12 protein-coding genes, 1 tRNA gene and 1 pseudogene are annotated in these 16,255 nt (G+C 65.2%); 5 read left to right on the top strand and 9 right to left on the bottom strand.

All coding sequences use genetic code 11. From position 1 onward, the window contains the following. From Q0716_RS03700 to Q0716_RS03690, 3 genes and pseudogenes are all read left to right on the top strand, one after another. A partial coding sequence (locus Q0716_RS03700) for a restriction endonuclease (RefSeq protein WP_299019790.1) occupies positions 1-1,776 on the top strand: 1,776 nt, incomplete at its 5' end. Positions 1,777-1,867: 91 nt separating this feature from the next. Beyond that, a complete protein-coding gene (locus Q0716_RS03695; RefSeq protein WP_299019785.1) occupies positions 1,868-2,350 on the top strand; it encodes a hypothetical protein in 483 nt (160 codons plus the stop codon). A gap of 82 nt (positions 2,351-2,432) precedes the next feature. Next, positions 2,433-2,831: pseudogene (locus Q0716_RS03690) on the top strand (hypothetical protein); the annotation flags it as partial. 232 nt (positions 2,832-3,063) lie between these two features. Here Q0716_RS03690 and Q0716_RS03685 read toward each other — a convergent pair. Beyond that, positions 3,064-6,135 (bottom strand): efflux RND transporter permease subunit, encoded by a 3,072-nt coding sequence (locus Q0716_RS03685; protein WP_299019783.1) that lies wholly within the window; start codon positions 6,133-6,135, stop codon positions 3,064-3,066. Next, a complete protein-coding gene (locus tag Q0716_RS03680; protein WP_299019781.1) occupies positions 6,132-7,214 on the bottom strand; it encodes an efflux RND transporter periplasmic adaptor subunit in 1,083 nt (360 codons plus the stop codon). Before Q0716_RS03680 ends, Q0716_RS03685 begins: the two co-directional genes overlap by 4 nt. Before the next feature lie 72 nt (positions 7,215-7,286). Between Q0716_RS03680 and Q0716_RS03675 the strand changes: the two genes are divergently transcribed. Then, positions 7,287-7,931 (top strand): TetR/AcrR family transcriptional regulator, encoded by a 645-nt coding sequence (locus tag Q0716_RS03675; protein WP_299019779.1) that lies wholly within the window; start codon positions 7,287-7,289, stop codon positions 7,929-7,931. On the opposite strand, the gene Q0716_RS03670 is transcribed toward Q0716_RS03675, so the two are convergent. After that, positions 7,928-8,197, bottom strand: coding sequence for a DUF167 domain-containing protein (locus Q0716_RS03670; RefSeq protein WP_299019777.1), 270 nt, complete (start codon positions 8,195-8,197; stop codon positions 7,928-7,930). The genes Q0716_RS03675 and Q0716_RS03670 overlap by 4 nt on opposite strands. A gap of 45 nt (positions 8,198-8,242) precedes the next feature. Between Q0716_RS03670 and Q0716_RS03665 the strand changes: the two genes are divergently transcribed. Continuing rightward, on the top strand, positions 8,243-9,439 hold the full coding sequence (locus tag Q0716_RS03665) for a GGDEF domain-containing protein (RefSeq protein WP_299019775.1): 1,197 nt from the start codon (positions 8,243-8,245) through the stop codon (positions 9,437-9,439). A gap of 16 nt (positions 9,440-9,455) precedes the next feature. Here Q0716_RS03665 and Q0716_RS03660 read toward each other — a convergent pair. The 6 genes from Q0716_RS03660 to Q0716_RS03635 form a co-directional block, all read right to left on the bottom strand. Continuing rightward, positions 9,456-9,531 (bottom strand) — tRNA-Thr (locus Q0716_RS03660). Between the two features lie 70 nt (positions 9,532-9,601). Then, positions 9,602-10,636, bottom strand: a complete 1,035-nt coding sequence (locus tag Q0716_RS03655) for a class 1 fructose-bisphosphatase (protein WP_299019773.1) — start codon at positions 10,634-10,636, stop codon at positions 9,602-9,604. A gap of 27 nt (positions 10,637-10,663) precedes the next feature. Then, positions 10,664-13,327: an aminopeptidase N gene (gene pepN / locus Q0716_RS03650; RefSeq protein ID WP_299019772.1), complete on the bottom strand. Its 2,664-nt coding sequence runs from the start codon at positions 13,325-13,327 to the stop codon at positions 10,664-10,666. A gap of 27 nt (positions 13,328-13,354) precedes the next feature. Next, positions 13,355-14,459, bottom strand: a protein-coding gene (gene prfB, locus Q0716_RS03645) for a peptide chain release factor 2 (protein WP_299019770.1) whose coding sequence is annotated in 2 segments (ribosomal slippage) — positions 13,355-14,377 and positions 14,379-14,459 — 1,104 coding nt in all. Because the reading frame shifts where the segments join, the coding sequence is not laid out codon by codon here. A gap of 112 nt (positions 14,460-14,571) precedes the next feature. Next, positions 14,572-15,450, bottom strand: a complete 879-nt coding sequence (locus Q0716_RS03640; RefSeq protein ID WP_299019768.1) for a DMT family transporter — start codon at positions 15,448-15,450, stop codon at positions 14,572-14,574. A gap of 1 nt (position 15,451) precedes the next feature. Continuing rightward, the coding region (locus Q0716_RS03635) for an alpha/beta fold hydrolase (protein WP_299019766.1) at positions 15,452-16,255 on the bottom strand (804 nt) is incomplete at its 5' end.

Here is a 16,255-nt window from a genome sequence, read left to right as displayed (position 1 = left end):
TTCATGGGAGACAAGAACATGAAAACACGTCTTGGCCAGCTATCTGTGAGGTACAGCGCGCGTGGCATACCTACTTATAGCCTCGAACTGTGGCACGACGGATTAAAAAAGCACCGCCTCATTCGTGGTGAGTCTGAGTCCATTGTCGAGCTGAAAGCAAAGCTACAGATTGAGGAATGGGAGGAACGCTGGGCAGTTGTTGATGCCCGTGAACAGGAGAGGTCGCGTAAGGCTGCTGGGAAGCAGCAGCAGGAAGAACGGAAGGCACTCGCAGCGGAGCGAACCACTGAAGCCCAACAAGAACTCGACAGACTCTCTTCGCTCCTGAAAGCAACCTTGAGTGTGGACGACGCCATCAATTGGGAGAGCCTGAAAGACAAAACGCCCTACCCGGAGAAGAAGCCCGCCCTGCGCCCCGCTCCCCCTGAACCAACGTTGCCGCCTCTACCCCGCGAGCCTAACAGGCTCGACTCAAAGTATGCTCCTTCATTGGGCATCCTTGACAAGCTAATCCCGTCAAGAAAAGAACGAGCAATCGCGGAAAAGCAAAGGTTATTCGCATCCGACCATAAGGCGTGGCAAGAACAGGTGGCCGCTATAAAACGCAGTCACACAGCCGCCCTTCTTGCCCATGAAAAGTCAATCGCCGCAGCTCGTCAGGAACATGAAAAGCAGGTTGCCGAATGGTCTGTGCGACGCGATGAGTATCTCGCGGCCCAAGCAGCAAAGAACGCCGTAGTCGATGAGAAACGAGCCGCCTACGAATCAAAAAACCCCGAGGCGATTGTCCAGTACTGCGATTTGGTTCTGTCCTCCTCTCGTTATCCTGACTACTTTCCGCAGGAATTTGATCTCGACTATGATCCGACCTCAAAGACCCTTGTTGTTGACTACCAACTACCAGCGCCAAACGATCTTCCTCGCCTCAAAAGCGTCAAGTACATCACTAGCCGCGATGATTTCGAGGAGCAGTACATTAGCGAATCACAAGCATCGAAGCTCTACGATGATGTTTTGTACCAAGTCGCTCTTCGTACAGTTCATGAACTATTCGAGGCCGATGCAGTCTCTGCACTTGATGCCGTCGTCTTCAATGGCATCGTGACTGCTGTTGACCGGACAACCGGAAAACCAGTTACGGCCTGTGTGCTTTCTCTACGTGCAAATCGAGCCGAGTTCCTGGAAGTCAATCTTGCCCAGGTTGATCCGAAGGCTTGCTTCAAATCGCTAAAAGGCGTTGGCAGTTCAAAACTTCACGGCTTGTCGCCTGTTCCACCCATCATGCAGCTTCGGCGAGATGATGGCCGTTTCGTTTCAGCATACGAGGTTGCCAACACGCTCGATGGGAGTGTCAATCTTGCCGCTATGGATTGGGAGGATTTCGAGCATCTAATCCGCGAGGTATTTGAAAAGGAATTCTCATCATCTGGCGGTGAAGTTAAAGTTACCCAAGCAAGTCGCGATGGTGGTGTTGACGCGATCGCTTTCGATCCCGACCCCATTAGGGGTGGAAAGATCGTTATCCAAGCCAAGCGATATACAAATACTGTTGGCGTTGGTGCTGTCCGAGATCTTTACGGTACAGTTCTGAGCGAAGGAGCCACAAAGGGCATTCTGGTAACAACATCAGACTACGGCCCTGACTCTTATGCATTTGCTAACGGTAAGCCGCTTGTTCTGCTTAACGGGGCGAACCTCCTGCACATGCTAGAAAGACATGGTCATCAGGCACATATTGACCTACAGGAGGCCAAGAAACTCATGGCAAAGTCGTGAAGCAACCTAACATTTCGGTCAAGAGGGGCTGGCCTCCAGCGGGCTTCGCCCGCTTCAAGCCAGCCCCTTAGCTACGACGTTAGAGTGCGCTATGTCCCACCTCGAATCACTCATCGTTGAATATCTCGACTGGCAGGGTTATTTGGTTCGCCGAAACACCAAGGTTGGGCGGCTAAAACATGGCGGCTGGGAAATGGAGCTTGATGTCATTGGCTACAACCCGCACACCAGCGATCTTGTTCATTATGAGCCGTCGGTTGATGCCCACACATGGGATACGCGCGAGGCCAGATACGCCAAGAAATTCGAGGCGGCACGAAAACTTACTTTTGCTGAAGTCTTCTCGTGGCTGCCGCCAGAAACCCCACTGCGACAAATCGCGGTTTTTCCGACTCACCCCAAAGGCCGAGACACCATTGCGGGCGGTCAAATCATGTCCATTGATGAGTTTGTCGCCGAGGTGCGTTCAAAAGTCGTCGAGTGTGGTGTTGCTAGCCGCAATGCCATATCGGAAAACTATCCGCTTCTGCGCGTGTTGCAGCTTTCCCACTGTGGCTATAACCGCGCTCTCTAACAGGCCGTTGAAAAATCCCCCGCCGGCACGCCCGATGGCGGCTACGATCTGAAGCCAAGCCAGCACGACGACGAAGAGGACACTGAGCGGCAGCCAAGACTTTCAGGGGACGATGTTCAGTGACATCAGTCTCGAAGAGCGAGTGCCAGCGGCTCACCCCGTGCGCAAGCTGGGCGCTGTGGTCGATGCGTTGCTGGCGACGATGGACCGCGAGTTCGTGGCGGTGTACGCCCGCCGGGGCCGGCCCTCGGTGCCGCCGGAGATGCTGCTCAAAGTGCCGCCCGCTCGCCGGTGACGAACCCACGAGAGCACCACGGATGCCGATGCTCGCCTGTTCAAGAAGAGCCCGGGCGACAAGGGCGACGACTGCAAGGCCTTCATCGAGGGCTGCCGAAGGCTCAAGGTCACGCCGCACGTCGCTGCCAAGGACAAGCACTCGGCCGTGGACGGCCGCATCAGGCGGCACGAGGGCTACCAGACCTGGCAGCATCGGTGGCTGGTGGGACGCGCATCATGCGTGAAACAGGAGGGTCAGTGCGCCCAAAAGGGGCGAGATGACCTCAAAACGGGCCTTGGAGACGGCCGAAATCGCCGCGTAACTCCTTCTGAAGCTGCCACAAGCGTCGAAATCAGGGGATGCGGCGTGTTTGATTGGAAGTTTTTCAACGGCCTGGTAGGGGCGGCGGCCGCCCCTTCTGTCCACCAACGCCCGCTCAGGTAGCGGGGGCGCCGTCGGGCCGGATGCGGAACCACAGCGCATACAGCGCCGGCACGAACAGCAGCGTGATCGCCGTGCCGACGGCCACCCCGCCGATGAGCACGTAGGCCAGTGGCCCCCAAAAGCTGTCTTGCGTCAGCGGCACGAAGGCCAGCACCGCCGCCATGGCCGTCAGCACGACAGGCCGCGCGCGTTGCACTGCCGCTTCCACCACGCCGTCGAATGGGCCCATGCCCGCTTCGAAATTGTCGGCCACCTGCTGCGTCAGGATGAGCGTGTTGCGCATCAGGATGCCCGCCAGCCCGGTCAACCCCAACAGTGCCACGAAGCCAAACGGTTGCTGAAAGACGAGTAGCGCCAGCACCGCCCCGATCAGGCCAAGGGGCGCGGTGGCCACCACCATGAACGTACCGGCAAAGGATCGCATCTGCAGCATGATGAAAATCAGCATCGCCGCCACCATCAGCGGTTGCAGTTTTTGGATCGAGAGGTTGGCTTTTTCGGACTGCTCCACCGAGCCTCCGATGGCCAGCCGGTATCCTGGGGGCAGCTCGGCGCGCACGGGTTCGAGCGCCTTCCAGACCGCGGCGGTCACATCGTTGGGCTGTGCGCCGTGGATTTCGGCCTGCACGGCCACGAACGGCTCGCGGTTATAGCGTTTGATGACGGGTTCTTCGTAGCGCACCTCCAGCGTGCCGAGCTGGGTCACGGGGACCTTGCGCCCGTCGCGGTTGAGCAGCTCCAGCCCGGCGAGCGACTGCACGTCCAGCCGGACACCCCCCGACGCGCCGCGCGCCACCAAGTCCACCGTGCGCGTGTCGCGCCGCAGCTGCGCCACGGGCACCCCGTCGAGCAAGAACTGCAGTTGCTGCGCCACGTCTTGCGGGGTCAGGCCCATCAGGCGCAGTCGATCGGCGTCGGCGCGCAGGTGCAGCACCGGCATGCGCTCGTCCCACTCCAGGTGCGGGTCCACGACGTGGGGGTTGGCTTCCATCACAGTGCGCACGCGGTGGGCGATGGCGCGTACCTGGTTGGGGTCGGGTCCAAAGACGCGGAACTGCACCGGCCATGCCACCGGGGGGCCGTACAGCAGCCGCGCGACGCGGATGCGCGCCTCGGGAAATTCGCCATCGCGAATGTGTTGTTGCAGCGCGGCGATGATGCGGTCGCGTCCCGCCTGATCGTGGGCCAGCACGATGAGCTTGCCAAACGCGGGGTTGGGCGGCTCGGGGTTGGCCGAGATGAAGAAGCGCGGCGCGCCCGCGCCCACGTAGGCCGACAGCGTCTTGACCTCGGGCATGGGCGACAAGATCGCCTCCAACCGGCGCACGGTGCGATCCGTCACCGCGATCGAGGTGCCTTGCGGCAGATAGACGCTGACCAACACCTCGGTACGGTCGCTGCTGGGGAAGAACTGTTTTTGCACGACCGTCGCCATGCCGACGGCCGACAGCACCAGCAGCGCCACCGTGCCCGCGACCACCGTCTTGCGGTGCACCACGCACCACGACACCAGCGCCCGCAGCCGCCGGTAGGCGGGCGTCTGGTACAGCGCATCGTGCGCGTGGCGCTGCTCAGGCGGCACGTCGCGCAGCAGCTTGACCCCCAGGTAGGGCGCAAAGGTCACCGCCACCACCCACGACACGAGGAGACTGACGCCCAACACCCAGAAGATGTTGCCCGCGTATTCGCCCACGCCCGAGCGCGCAAAGCCGATCGGTAAAAACCCTGCCACCGTCACCAGCGTGCCAAACAACATGGGGGCCGCGGTCACGTTCCAGGCGTGGGCCGCGGCGCGGATGCGATCCCAGCCTTCCTCCATCTTGACCAGCATCATCTCCACCGAGATGATGGCGTCGTCCACCAGCAGACCGAGCGAGATGATGAGCGCGCCGAGCGTGATGCGATCCAGGTTGATGCCCATGGCCTTGAAGACCAGAAAGCTCAAACCCAGCGTCACGGGGACCGCAATGCCCACGATCAGCCCGGCGCGCAGGCCGATGGCGAGCATGCTCACGCCCATGACCACGGCCACCGCGACCAGAAATTTGATCTGGAATAGGTCCACCGCCTTGCGGATGGCGTCGGCTTGGTTGGTGAGCTGCGTCAGCTCCATGCCCAGGGGCAGCTCGGCCTTTTCGGCTTGCAGGTAGCGCTCCAGCCGCTGGCCCAGCGCCAGGCCGTTTTCACCCTTGTTCATGACGACGCCAATCAGCACCGCGTCCTGCCCGCGCGCGCGCACGAGGTAGGTGGGCGGTTCTTCATAGCCGCGGCGGATGGTCGCAATATCGCCCAGGCGGATCACCTTTTGCCCGGCGCGGATGGGCAGCGCGGCCAGCGCCTGTGGGTCGGACAAATCGGCGTCGAGCCGAATGTACAAGCGCGGGCCGTCGGTTTCGAGCCGTCCGGTGGGCACGAGCCGGTTGCTCGCGTCGATGGCCTCGAAGATCGCTTGCGGCGACAGCCCTAAGTTGACCAGGCGGGCACTGTCGAACTCGACGAATACGCGCTCGGTGCGCTCGCCGATCAGCACCGCTTTGTGCACCCCATCGATGCGCTGCAGCTGGTCGCGCAGGCGGTCGGCTTCGCGCGCCAGATCGGCCATGGGCAGACCCGGCGCGGTCAGCGACAGCAGGCTGAAGTACACGTCGGCGAAGTCGTCGTTGGCGATCGGGCCGATGACACCTGCGGGCATCTCGCGCTGGGCATCCCACATGCGTTTGCGCACCTGGTAGAACAGCTCGGCCACCTTGGCCTGCGGGGTGTAGTCGTGAAACTCCACCTGCAGCGTGGCCTGCCCGGGGCGCACGGTGGTTTCGATGCGGTAAAGGTACTCGACCTCTTGAATGCGTTTTTCCAGCCGGTCCACGACCTGCTGCTGCAGTTGCTGTGCGGTGGCGCCAGGCCACAGCACGTTGACCTGCATCACGCGCACGGTGAAGGCTGGATCCTCAGCGCGCCCCAGCGAAGCGAATGCGTAGATGCCGCCCAGCACGGACAAAATCAGCAGAAACAGGGTGACGGCGCGCTCGCGCACGGCCAGCGCCGACAGGTTGGGCAGGCTCATCGCGGCAGCTCCCGCACCGTCATGCCGGGCTGGATCAGGTGCGTGCCCAGCGCGATGACACGATCGCCCGCCTGCAGCCCGCCCTCGACCGTGGCGTGGCGGTCATCGGTGTGGTGCACGCGCACGGCGACCGGCTCAGGCCGCCCGTCACGCACGCGCCACACGCGCGGGCCCTCGCCGCGTTCGTCCAGCGCGCCGATGGGCACGCGCCAGCGGGTCGCAGCGGTCGCCGACGCACCGGGCAGCGCAAAGCGTGCGCTGACCACGCTGCCCAGCGCCACCGTGGCGGGCAAATCCGCCACGCTGTAGCGCGCGCGTCGGGTGCGCGCCAGCGCATCGACCATCGGGGCCGCCTCGCGCAGCCGCAGTGGGCGGCGCTGGCCGTCGGGCAGGATGGCTTCGCCTTGAGCGGGGGGCAGCACGCCGTCGGGGAAGTGGACCTCGACTTCGCGCTCGCCCGCCAGCGCGAGCACCGCCACCGGCTGGCCGGCACCCACCACCTGCCCTGGCTGGCCGCTGACGTCCACCAGCACGCCCGCCCCAGGGCTGCGCAACTGCGCATAGCCGCGGGCATTGCGCGCCTGCGCCAGCCGCGCGGCCGCAGCGTCGCGGCGGCTTTGCGCCTCGCGCAGCGTCAACTCGGCGCGATCGAGTGCCTGGGCACTCACGAAAGAGCGCGACTGCAGCTCCCGCACGCGCGCCACGTCGGCCTGCGCGGTGCGCCATGCCGATTCGGCCGCTGCGGCGTCGGCTTCGGCGGCACGCACCGCTTGCTCCAGGTCCGCCGGATCCAGCTCGAACAGCACTTGGCCAGCACGGACCGTCTGCCCCGCGTCCACGCGCCGGGCCAGGATGCGTCCGCCCACCTGGAACGCCAAGGGTGCCTCGACGCGCGCACGCACGGTGCCCGACAGGCCCTGTGCCGCTCCGAGGGCCGGTTCGATCGTGGCGGTGCGCACGAGTGGCGGCGCGGCCGCCTCCGCAGCGGCATCGGGCCCGCGCTGGCAACCCAGCAAGCCAGCAGCGGCCACCACCACCATCACACGGGCGCTCCACAGACGTTGGTATCGCAAAAGCATTTTGGCTATTCCAGTCGAACCACGATAATTGAACGGAATCGTACCGTAAATGAAAAACTCCAGCCGCCGTTCATGCCTAACGCAACGCCCCGAGGCCGCCCCGTCGATCGTCGCAAGGACGAGGCGATCCTGCGCGCGGTGCGACGCGTGCTGCAGCGCGATGGTCCATCTGCCGTGACGATGGAGCGCATCGCCCACGAGGCAGCGGTATCCAAGGCCACGCTGTACCGGCGCTATCCGAGCCGACAGGCGCTGCTCGAGGCACTGGTGAACCGGGACGCGGAGCGCGTCTTTCGCGCGTTACTGCAGCCGACTGCTGGACCGGGGGGTGTGCGCACACAGCTGGAGGCATTCGTGGTCGATCTGGCCGGGTTGCTGTGCGGGCCGGACCATCGGCGCTATCTGCAGGCGTTGGGCGACTTGCCGCGCGCCGGGGTGGATCTACAGGGCATCTGGCGACGTGGCCCGGCCCAAGCGCACGGCCGTTTGGCCGCCTTTCTGGCGTCGGCGCACGCCAACGGGCACTTGCACTGCGACGATCCCGCCGCGGCGGCGGAGCTGCTGCTCGGCATGGCGGTGGGGCTGGATTTGGTGCGGTCGCTATACCGGGTGCCGCAGCAGCGCTATCGACTGGCGGCGCGGCGCACCCATGCCGAATACGTCGTGGACCTGTTTCTCCGTTGCTACGCGCCCGAAAACCGCGCGACCGATCCTTAGGGTGGGTCGACCGTCAGCGCTGCACGCAAGGCCGCTTCATCGACGCCTTCCACTTCCACGCGCTTGGTTCGGGCCGTGTGGCCTTGTACGATGCGCACGCGCGAGCGCGGCACTCCGCAGCGCTGCGCCACGAACGAAACCAGCTCCGCGTTGGCCGCGCCGTCCACGGGTGGGGCGTGCAGTTGCAGCTTCGGTTTGCCGTCGTGCTCGCCAACCACGCGGGTCTGGCGCGCGCCGGGTTGGCAATAGATGACGATATGGGCCATGTCATCTTAACGCGATGCCAAGCGCATTTTGTATCATGGCCCGTCATGACCATCATCGACACCCTGAAACGTTGGGCAGGGGAAGACTGGCAAGTTCGGGACACCGCGCTCAGGCGCAATGTGCGCGTGTTGGGTTTGGCAGCGTGGGTTTTGCTGATCCTCAATGTCGCACACGTGGGGGTCTTCGTCTTGCTGCGCTTCGATGATCCCATTCGCGATGCATGGGCGCGGCAGATCGCGCTGGCCCACGGCGGGATGGCTGTCGTCGCGGTCACGATCGCGGTGCTTGCGCGCCGCGTGCACGGCGCAGCGGAACTCACTCGCTGGCATCGCGGGTTGCCTTTGGTCGCCGCCGTGCTGATCATCGCCTGGGCGATCGCCGTTACCGTCATCGACCAAGCGGTCACGGCGAGTGTCAATGCCTATGTCAATGCCGTGATCGCTATGGCGATCGTGTACCTGTTTCGGCCAGCCACCGCGCTGATCGTGTTGACCCTGGCCTGGGCTGGGCTGGCCGGGGTGCTGGGGTGGATGGTGTCAGATCCGGCCCAACTGGCCACGAGTCGCATGAATGCGGTGACCGCCACGGCGCTGGCGATGCTGATCAGCGTCCTGTCGTGGCGCCATTTCGTCCGTACCGAGCTGCTGCAACGCGCGCTGGCTGAGAGCAATCGCCAGCTGCAGGCGCAGCGTGCCGAGCTGGAGCGGCTTGCCAACAAAGATGCTTTGACGGGGCTGCTCAACCGACGCGAGTTCGAGCGTCAGGCTGCGCTCGAGCTGGCGCGGGCACGGCGGCTGGGAAGTCCGCTGGCACTGTTCATACTCGATCTGGATCATTTCAAGGCGGTCAACGACACGCACGGGCATGCGGTCGGCGATCAGGTACTGGTGGAGGCGGCCACGCGCATGTCGCGCTCGATCCGGCAAACCGACCGGCTGGCCCGCTGGGGCGGGGAAGAATTCGTGCTGCTGTTGCCCGACACCGGTTGCGAGAGCGCATCTTTGTTGGCAGAGAAGCTGCGGCACGCGGTGGGGGATGCACCGATGCCGGGGATGGGTTCGAGCGTGACGGTCAGTATTGGAGCCGTCGTGGCGCGTGGCGATGACCTTCCGGACTGGCCGGTGTTGCTGAGGATGGCAGATGAGGCGCTGTATCAAGCCAAGCGCGAAGGCCGCAACCGCGCGTTCGTTCGCTGCCTCAAATCGGACCGATCGTCCCTAGCAAAAAACGAAACCCGCTGACTGGGCGGGTTTGGATTGGTGCCGCAAAGAGGATTCGAACCTCCGACCTACTGATTACGAATCAGTTGCTCTACCAGCTGAGCTATTGCGGCAGGGCGACTTTCGGGCTGGGTGCCAGAAGTATCGCGAAACCCAAATTATAGCGCGACGTCGGGCAGGTGGTCAGGCGGGTGGGTTCTCTTCCAGGTGGTAGCGCGTGATGCGCTCGACTTCGTTTTTCGAGCCGAGGATGACGGCCACACGCTCGTGCAGACTGCGCGGGACGATGTCGAGGATGCGGCGGCGTCCGTCGGTGGCCGCGCCGCCAGCCTGCTCGACGATCCAGCCCATGGGGTTGGCCTCGTACATCAGGCGCAGTTTGCCCGGCTTGGTTGGCTCGCGCTTGTCCCACGGGTACATGAACACCCCGCCGCGCGAGAGGATGCGGTGCACGTCGGCCACCATGGAGGCGATCCAGCGCATATTGAAATCCTTGCCGCGTGGGCCTTCTTTGCCGGCCAGACACTCTTCGATATAGCGCCGCACGGGCGGGGCCCAGTGGCGCCAGTTGCTCATGTTGATGGCAAACTCTTGTGTGTCCTCGGGGATGCGCACCTGGTCTTGCGTGAGCACCCAGGCGCCCTGTTCGCGGTCGAGAGTAAACAACGCTACGCCATTGCCCACCGTGAGCACCAGCGTCGTCTGCGGCCCGTAGATGCAGTAGCCCGCCGCCACCTGCTGTCGGCCTGGCTGCAAGAAGTCCGCTTCGCATACCGGATCGACGACGGTGGGATCCTCGTGCACGCGCCGCAGCACCGAAAAGATGGTGCCGATGCTGACGTTGCAGTCGATGTTGCTGGAGCCATCGAGCGGGTCGAACAACAGCAGGTATTCACCCTGCGGGTAACGGTTGGGGATGGGGTGGATGCCGTCGAGCTCCTCGGACGCCATGGCCGCCAAGTGCCCGCCCCATTCGTTGGCTTCGATGAGCACCTCGTTGGCGATGACATCGAGCTTTTTTTGGACCTCGCCCTGGATGTTTTCGCTGCCAGCGCTGCCCAGCACGCCGCCCAAGGCACCCTTGCCGACGGCGATCGCGATGCGCTTGCAGGCGCGTGCCACCACCTCCAGCAGCAGCCGCAGCTCCGGCGTGATGGTGCCGTGCACGCGCTGCTGCTCGATCAGGTAGCGGGTGAGGGAGACGCGGGATTCGCTCATGTCACAGACTCCAGCGGGGACAGTGGTTCAGTCGGCCAGGGCGCGCGTGACGACCTCGCGCACGTCGGTGCTGAGCGACGGGTGCTCGGCCACGGCCTCGATGGCTTGGCTCGCCGCGCTGCGGTACGGTTCGGCCAGTTTGCGCCAGCGGTCGAGCGCGCGCGCCAGGCGGGCCGCCACCTGCGGGTTGAAGGCATCGATCTCCAGCACGCGCTCGCGCCAGAACGCATAGCCCGCACCATCGGCACGGTGGAAACCCGCTGGGTTGGCGTGGCAGTAGGTGCTGATGAGGCTGCGCGCACGGTTGGGGTTACGCAGATGGAAGTCGGGGTGGTGCAGCAGTGCCTGCACGCGCGGCAGCGCGTCGCCGTTGCGGTCGGGCGCGCTGGCTTGCAGCGCAAACCATTTGTCCAGTACCAGTTCTTCGTGCTGGAACAGCGTGTGGAAGCGCTCCAGCGCTGGCGCGGCCAGTTCGTGCCCCGCATGCACCAAGGCCGACAGCGCCTGGTAACGGTCGGTCATGTTGGTGGCGTCCTTGAAGCGCTGGTAGGTCTTGCCCGGCCAGACGGGGTTGCCGTTGTCGCGCGCCGCCAGGCACAGCATGTGCAGGGCCAACCCTGCCAGGGCGCGGCGTCCGGCCGAGACGGGGTCGGGCCGGTACGCACCGTTGTCGCGGTGCGCCTCGAAAGCCCACATCCAGTCCTCGTGCAGCGCGTGCGCCAGTTGCTGGCGCATGGCCTCGCGCACCGCGTGGATGCGCTGCGGATCGACCTCGTCGAGCTGTTCGGCGATGTAGGTCTCTGCTGGGGGCGTGAGGACGAGTTCCTTGAACGCGGCATCCAGCGCCGGGTGGCGCAGCACGTCGCGCATGGCCTGCACGGTGGCAGCGTCCAGCGGCTCGTGCACGGGGCCGCCGGCGCGCACGGCCGCCAGGGCGCGGCGCAACAGCAGCTGCTGGCCGGCTTCCCAGCGGTTGAAGGGGTCGGTGTCGTGTGCCAGCAGCACGCGCAGCTCGTCGTCGGTCAGCGCGTGCTCCAGAATGACCGGTGCGCTAAAGCCCCGCAGCAGCGAGGCGATGGGCGCTGTATCCACCCCTTCGAAGACCACGCGCGTCTCGGGTTCGTGCAGCACGATCAGGCGTTCGGTGCCGGGCAGTGTGTGCCCCTGGTGGTCCAGCAAGCCCATCGCCACGGGGATGACGAAGGGCAGTTTGTCGGGCTGCCCCGGCGTGGGCGGGCAGCTCTGGCGCAGCGTCAGGGTGTAGGTGCGCGCGGCGGGGTCGTAGTCGCTGCTGACGTGTACCCGCGGGGTGCCGGCTTGGCTGTACCAGCGCTTGAACGGCTCCAGCAGCCTTGCCAACTCGCTGCCGGGGTTGGCGTCCGCCATCGCCTGCGCGAAGTCGTCGCAGGTGACGGCCTGGCCGTCGTGGCGCTCGAAGTAGAGTTTCAAGCCCCGCGCGAAGCCGTCGCGGCCGACCAGGGTCTGCATCATCCGCACGACCTCGGCGCCCTTCTCGTACACCGTGACGGTGTAGAAGTTGTTGATCTCGGCGTACTGGTCGGGGCGCACCGGGTGCGCCATCGGGCCGGCATCCTCGGGGAACTGCACGGTGCGCAGCACGCGCACGTCTTCAATCCGCTTGACGGCGCGCGCCGAGGGGCTGCCTGCCATGTCCTGGCTGAACTCTTGGTCGCGAAAAACGGTCAGGCCTTCCTTGAGGCTGAGCTGAAACCAGTCGCGGCACGTGACGCGGTTGCCGGTCCAGTTGTGGAAATACTCATGCGCCACCACCGACTCGATGTGGGCGTAATCCGCGTCGGTGGCCGTCGCCGGGTTGGCCAGCACGTACTTGGTGTTGAAGATGTTGAGGCCCTTGTTCTCCATCGCGCCCATGTTGAAGTCGCTGGTGGCGACGATCATGAAGCGCTCCAAGTCCAACGGCAGGCCAAAGCGCGTCTCGTCCCAGGCGATGGCGGCCATGAGCGAGTGCATGGCGTGCTCGGTTTTATCCAGGTCGGCTGGGCGTACGTAAATCTGCAACAGGTGGTCGGTGCCGCTGCGGCTGCGGATGGGCTGGCTGCGGCAGACCAGGTTGCCCGCCACCAGCGCAAACAGATAGCACGGCTTGCGGTGCGGGTCGACCCAGCGCGCCCAGTGGCGGCCGTCGTCGAGCTCGCCTTGCTCCACCAGGTTGCCGTTGGACAGCAGCACGGGGTAGCGCACCTTGTCGGCGCGCAGCGTCACGGTGTAGGTGGCCATGACGTCGGGCCGATCCAGGAAGTAGGTGATGCGTCGGAAGCCTTCGGCCTCGCACTGGGTGAAAAACGTGCCCTGGCTGACGTACAGCCCCATGAGCTGGGTGTTTTTTTCGGGACAGCAGGTGGTGAAGATTTCGAGCTCGAACGGCTCGGGCCCGGCAGGCAGGTTTTCCAGCACGAGCTGCGTGCCATCGAACTTGAAGCTGGTGCCCTGGCCGTTGACGAGCACGCGCGCCAAGTTGAGGTCTTCGCCGTCGAGGCGCAGCGGCTGCGGGGGCAGATCCGGGTTGCGGCGCACGCGCATGCGGTTGAGCACACGCGTCTTGGCCGGGTCGAGGTCGAACGTCAGGTCGACCGAGTCGATCCAGTACGCCGGAGGGGTATAGTCTTCGCGGCGGACGATGCGGGGGGAGCCTTCGCGGGCAGCGGTCATGGTGTCATCCTGTGGGGCTTGCCGGGGTCAGACGCCTTGCTTGAGCGAGGCTTCGATGAAGACGTCGAGATCGCCGTCCAGCACTTTCTGGGTGTTGGAGACTTCGACGTTGGTGCGCAAATCCTTGATGCGGCTTTGGTCCAGCACGTAAGAGCGGATCTGATGCCCCCAGCCGACATCGGTCTTGGTGGCTTCGAGCTGCTGCTGGGTTTCCATGCGCTTGCGCATTTCCAGCTCGTAGAGCTTGGAGCGCAGCCGCTGCCACGCCAAGTCACGGTTGGAATGCTGGCTGCGGCTGTCCTGCGCCGTCACCACGATGCCGGTGGGGATGTGCGTCAGTCGAACGGCCGAGTCGGTCTTGTTGATGTGCTGGCCACCCGCGCCGCTGGCGCGGTAGGTGTCCACGCGCACGTCGGCGGGGTTGATCTCGACCTCGATCGAGTCGTCGATTTCCGGATAGACGAACACCGAGGCAAACGAGGTGTGGCGCCCACCCGAGGAGTCGAAGGGCGATTTGCGCACCAGGCGATGCACGCCGGTTTCGGTGCGCAGCAGGCCAAAGGCATAGTCGCCCTCGACCTTGATGGTGGCGCTCTTGATGCCGGCGGTGTCGCCGGGCTGCTCGTCTTCGACCGTGGCTTTGAAGCCCTTGCGCTCGGCATAGCGCAGGTACTGGCGCAGCAGCATTTGCGCCCAGTCGCAGGCTTCGGTGCCGCCCGCGCCGGCTTGGATGTCGATGAAGCAGTTGTTCGGGTCCGCCGGGTTGTTGAACATGCGGCGGAACTCCAGCCGCTCGACCTCGGGCGCGATGCGCTCGACGTCGGCCTCGATGGTCTCCAGGCCCGCGTCGTCGTCCTCGGCGCGCGACATCTCGAACAACTCGGTATTGTCGGCCAAATCCTGTGCCAGCCGGTCGAGCACCAGCACGACGTCTTCGAGCGACTTTTTCTCCTTGGCCAATTCCTGCGCGCGCTTGGGGTCGTTCCAGACGGTGGGATCCTCCAGCGCGGCGTTGACCTCGGAGAGCTTCAGCGCCTTGGCATCGTAGTCAAAGAAACCTCCGGAGGTCGGCGACGCGCTGCGTCAGATCTTGCAGTCGGTGGGACAGGGCGTTGAGGCGTTCGGCTTCCATGGGCAAGGCTTTCTGCGTGCGTTTCTTTGAGCGGATTTTTCCAACCCTCCATTTTCGCACGGGGGCGCGCCCGCCGCGTGCCCCGGCCCGGTGGCGAGTGCCGGCGCCGGCCTCAGTGGCGCCGACCCAGCTGCGCCAACAGCATGCCCGCCACGATGAGCGCCGCGCCGCCCCAGCCGCGCCAGCCGATGGCCTCGCCTAGGATCCACCAGCCGCCGATGGCGGCGAAGACCCCTTCGCTGCTGTAGATGACCGCCGCGTGCGAGGCTTTGGCCGAGCGCTGGGCGACGACCTGCAGGGTGTAGGCGATGCCGATCGACAGAATGCCGCCCCACGCGATGGCGCCCGCCGCGCCCAGCAATGCGTCCAAGGCGATCGGCTCGTCGCGCCCCACGGCAGCCACCCACGACAGTGCGCCTGCCACCGCGTATTGCACCACCGACAGGCGGATGGCGTCGTGGCGGCGCGCCCAATGGCTAACCAGCAGTACGTGCACCGCCCACAGGCCGGCGCTGATGAGCTGCAGCCAATCCCCCGGCGCAATCGTGGCGTCGGGCTTGACGGACAGGAAGTACAGCCCCGCAGTCGCCAGCGCCACGGCCAGCCACACGGGCAGGCCGACTGGCTGGCCCAACAAGCGCATCAAGATGGGCACCAGCACCACGTACAGGCCCGTGATGAAGCCCGCGTTCGAGACGGTGGTGCCCAGCAGGCCGACTTGCTGCAGGTTGATGGCGGCAAACAGCACCAGGCCCAGCAGCGCGCCGTCACGCCACAACCCGGTGCTGTCGATGCGCGGCACGGCGGCAAACGGGCCGCCGCGCCACCACCACAGCGGCGCGATCAGCGCCAGCCCCAACATCAGACGCGCAGCGGTGTAGGTGAAGGGGCCGACACTATCCATGCCCAGCTGTTGCGCCACGAAGGTCGAGCCCCAGATTGCCGCGGTGAGCAGCATGAGCAGGTCGGTTTTCCAGGTAGAAGCCGCCATGTCACGCGCCTCCACCGGCGCCGATGGCGTCGTCGGCCGCCTCGAGGTGGGCCTCGAACAGCGTGGCCACCTGCCGTGGTTGGTCGTGGTGCAGCATGTGTCCGGCGTCGTCCACGCGCGCGATGCGGCAGCGCGGCACGGACTGCAGACGCCGGTGGTACTCCGCCAGCGAGTGCTCGCCCCGCGGGAACCACTGTGTCAGGCTGTCATCGCTGGCTTCGACCGCCAGCACGGGGGCCGTGATGGCGGCGTAGATCGCCAGCACCTCGTCCACCCGGTAGAGATGGCTGCTGCGCACCTTGTGTGCCACGTCGCCCAGGATGACCCAGTCGCCCTCCGGGCGTGCCGGATCGAGCGGGCGCGCCCAGTGGCTGGCCAGCCAGCGCGCCCGGTCTTCGGGTAGGCGGCGGTTGGTTTTCATCAGGCGCCGGGCCACGCCATCGAGGCCGGTGTAGGTTTTGAGCGTGAGTTCGCCGCGCGCCAGTTGGTGCAGCTCGTCCATCCACGCCGCGTAGCGCCGCGGGGCCTGCTCGGGTCGGGTGGCGGGCAGGCCAAATCCCTCCAGATTGACCAGGCGTCGCACCCGCGCCGGGCGCACACCCGCGTAGAGCATGGCCACGTTTCCGCCCATGCTGTGGCCGACCAGGTCGATCGGGGCATCCGGTGCGCGCCCCAGGCGGGCGTTGATGCGCTCGATCAAAAAGTCGAGATCGGCCAAGTAGTCGGCAAACAGGTAGTGGTCCGCGTTGCCGTAGGGGGGTGGGGCTACGGTTTGTCCGGCGAGGTGCGCCGCGCGTGTCAGGCC

Source organism: uncultured Tepidimonas sp., from assembly GCF_938045175.1.
Taxonomy (GTDB): domain Bacteria; phylum Pseudomonadota; class Gammaproteobacteria; order Burkholderiales; family Burkholderiaceae_C; genus Tepidimonas.
Note: the sequence above shows the minus strand (reverse complement) of the source record. Positions and strands in the feature narration are given on the sequence as shown.

Excerpts from the sequence above, each read along its gene's own strand:
- Q0716_RS03695 (WP_299019785.1), top strand. The coding sequence starts at position 1,868 with ATGTCCCACCTCGAATCACTCATCGTTGAATATCTCGACTGGCAGGGT.
- Q0716_RS03685 (WP_299019783.1), bottom strand. The coding sequence starts at position 6,135 with ATGAGCCTGCCCAACCTGTCGGCGCTGGCCGTGCGCGAGCGCGCCGTC.
- Q0716_RS03680 (WP_299019781.1), bottom strand. The coding sequence starts at position 7,214 with ATGCTTTTGCGATACCAACGTCTGTGGAGCGCCCGTGTGATGGTGGTG.
- Q0716_RS03675 (WP_299019779.1), top strand. The coding sequence starts at position 7,287 with ATGCCTAACGCAACGCCCCGAGGCCGCCCCGTCGATCGTCGCAAGGAC.
- Q0716_RS03670 (WP_299019777.1), bottom strand. The coding sequence starts at position 8,197 with ATGGCCCATATCGTCATCTATTGCCAACCCGGCGCGCGCCAGACCCGC.
- Q0716_RS03665 (WP_299019775.1), top strand. The coding sequence starts at position 8,243 with ATGACCATCATCGACACCCTGAAACGTTGGGCAGGGGAAGACTGGCAA.
- Q0716_RS03655 (WP_299019773.1), bottom strand. The coding sequence starts at position 10,636 with ATGAGCGAATCCCGCGTCTCCCTCACCCGCTACCTGATCGAGCAGCAG.
- pepN (WP_299019772.1), bottom strand. The coding sequence starts at position 13,327 with ATGACCGCTGCCCGCGAAGGCTCCCCCCGCATCGTCCGCCGCGAAGAC.
- Q0716_RS03640 (WP_299019768.1), bottom strand. The coding sequence starts at position 15,450 with ATGGCGGCTTCTACCTGGAAAACCGACCTGCTCATGCTGCTCACCGCG.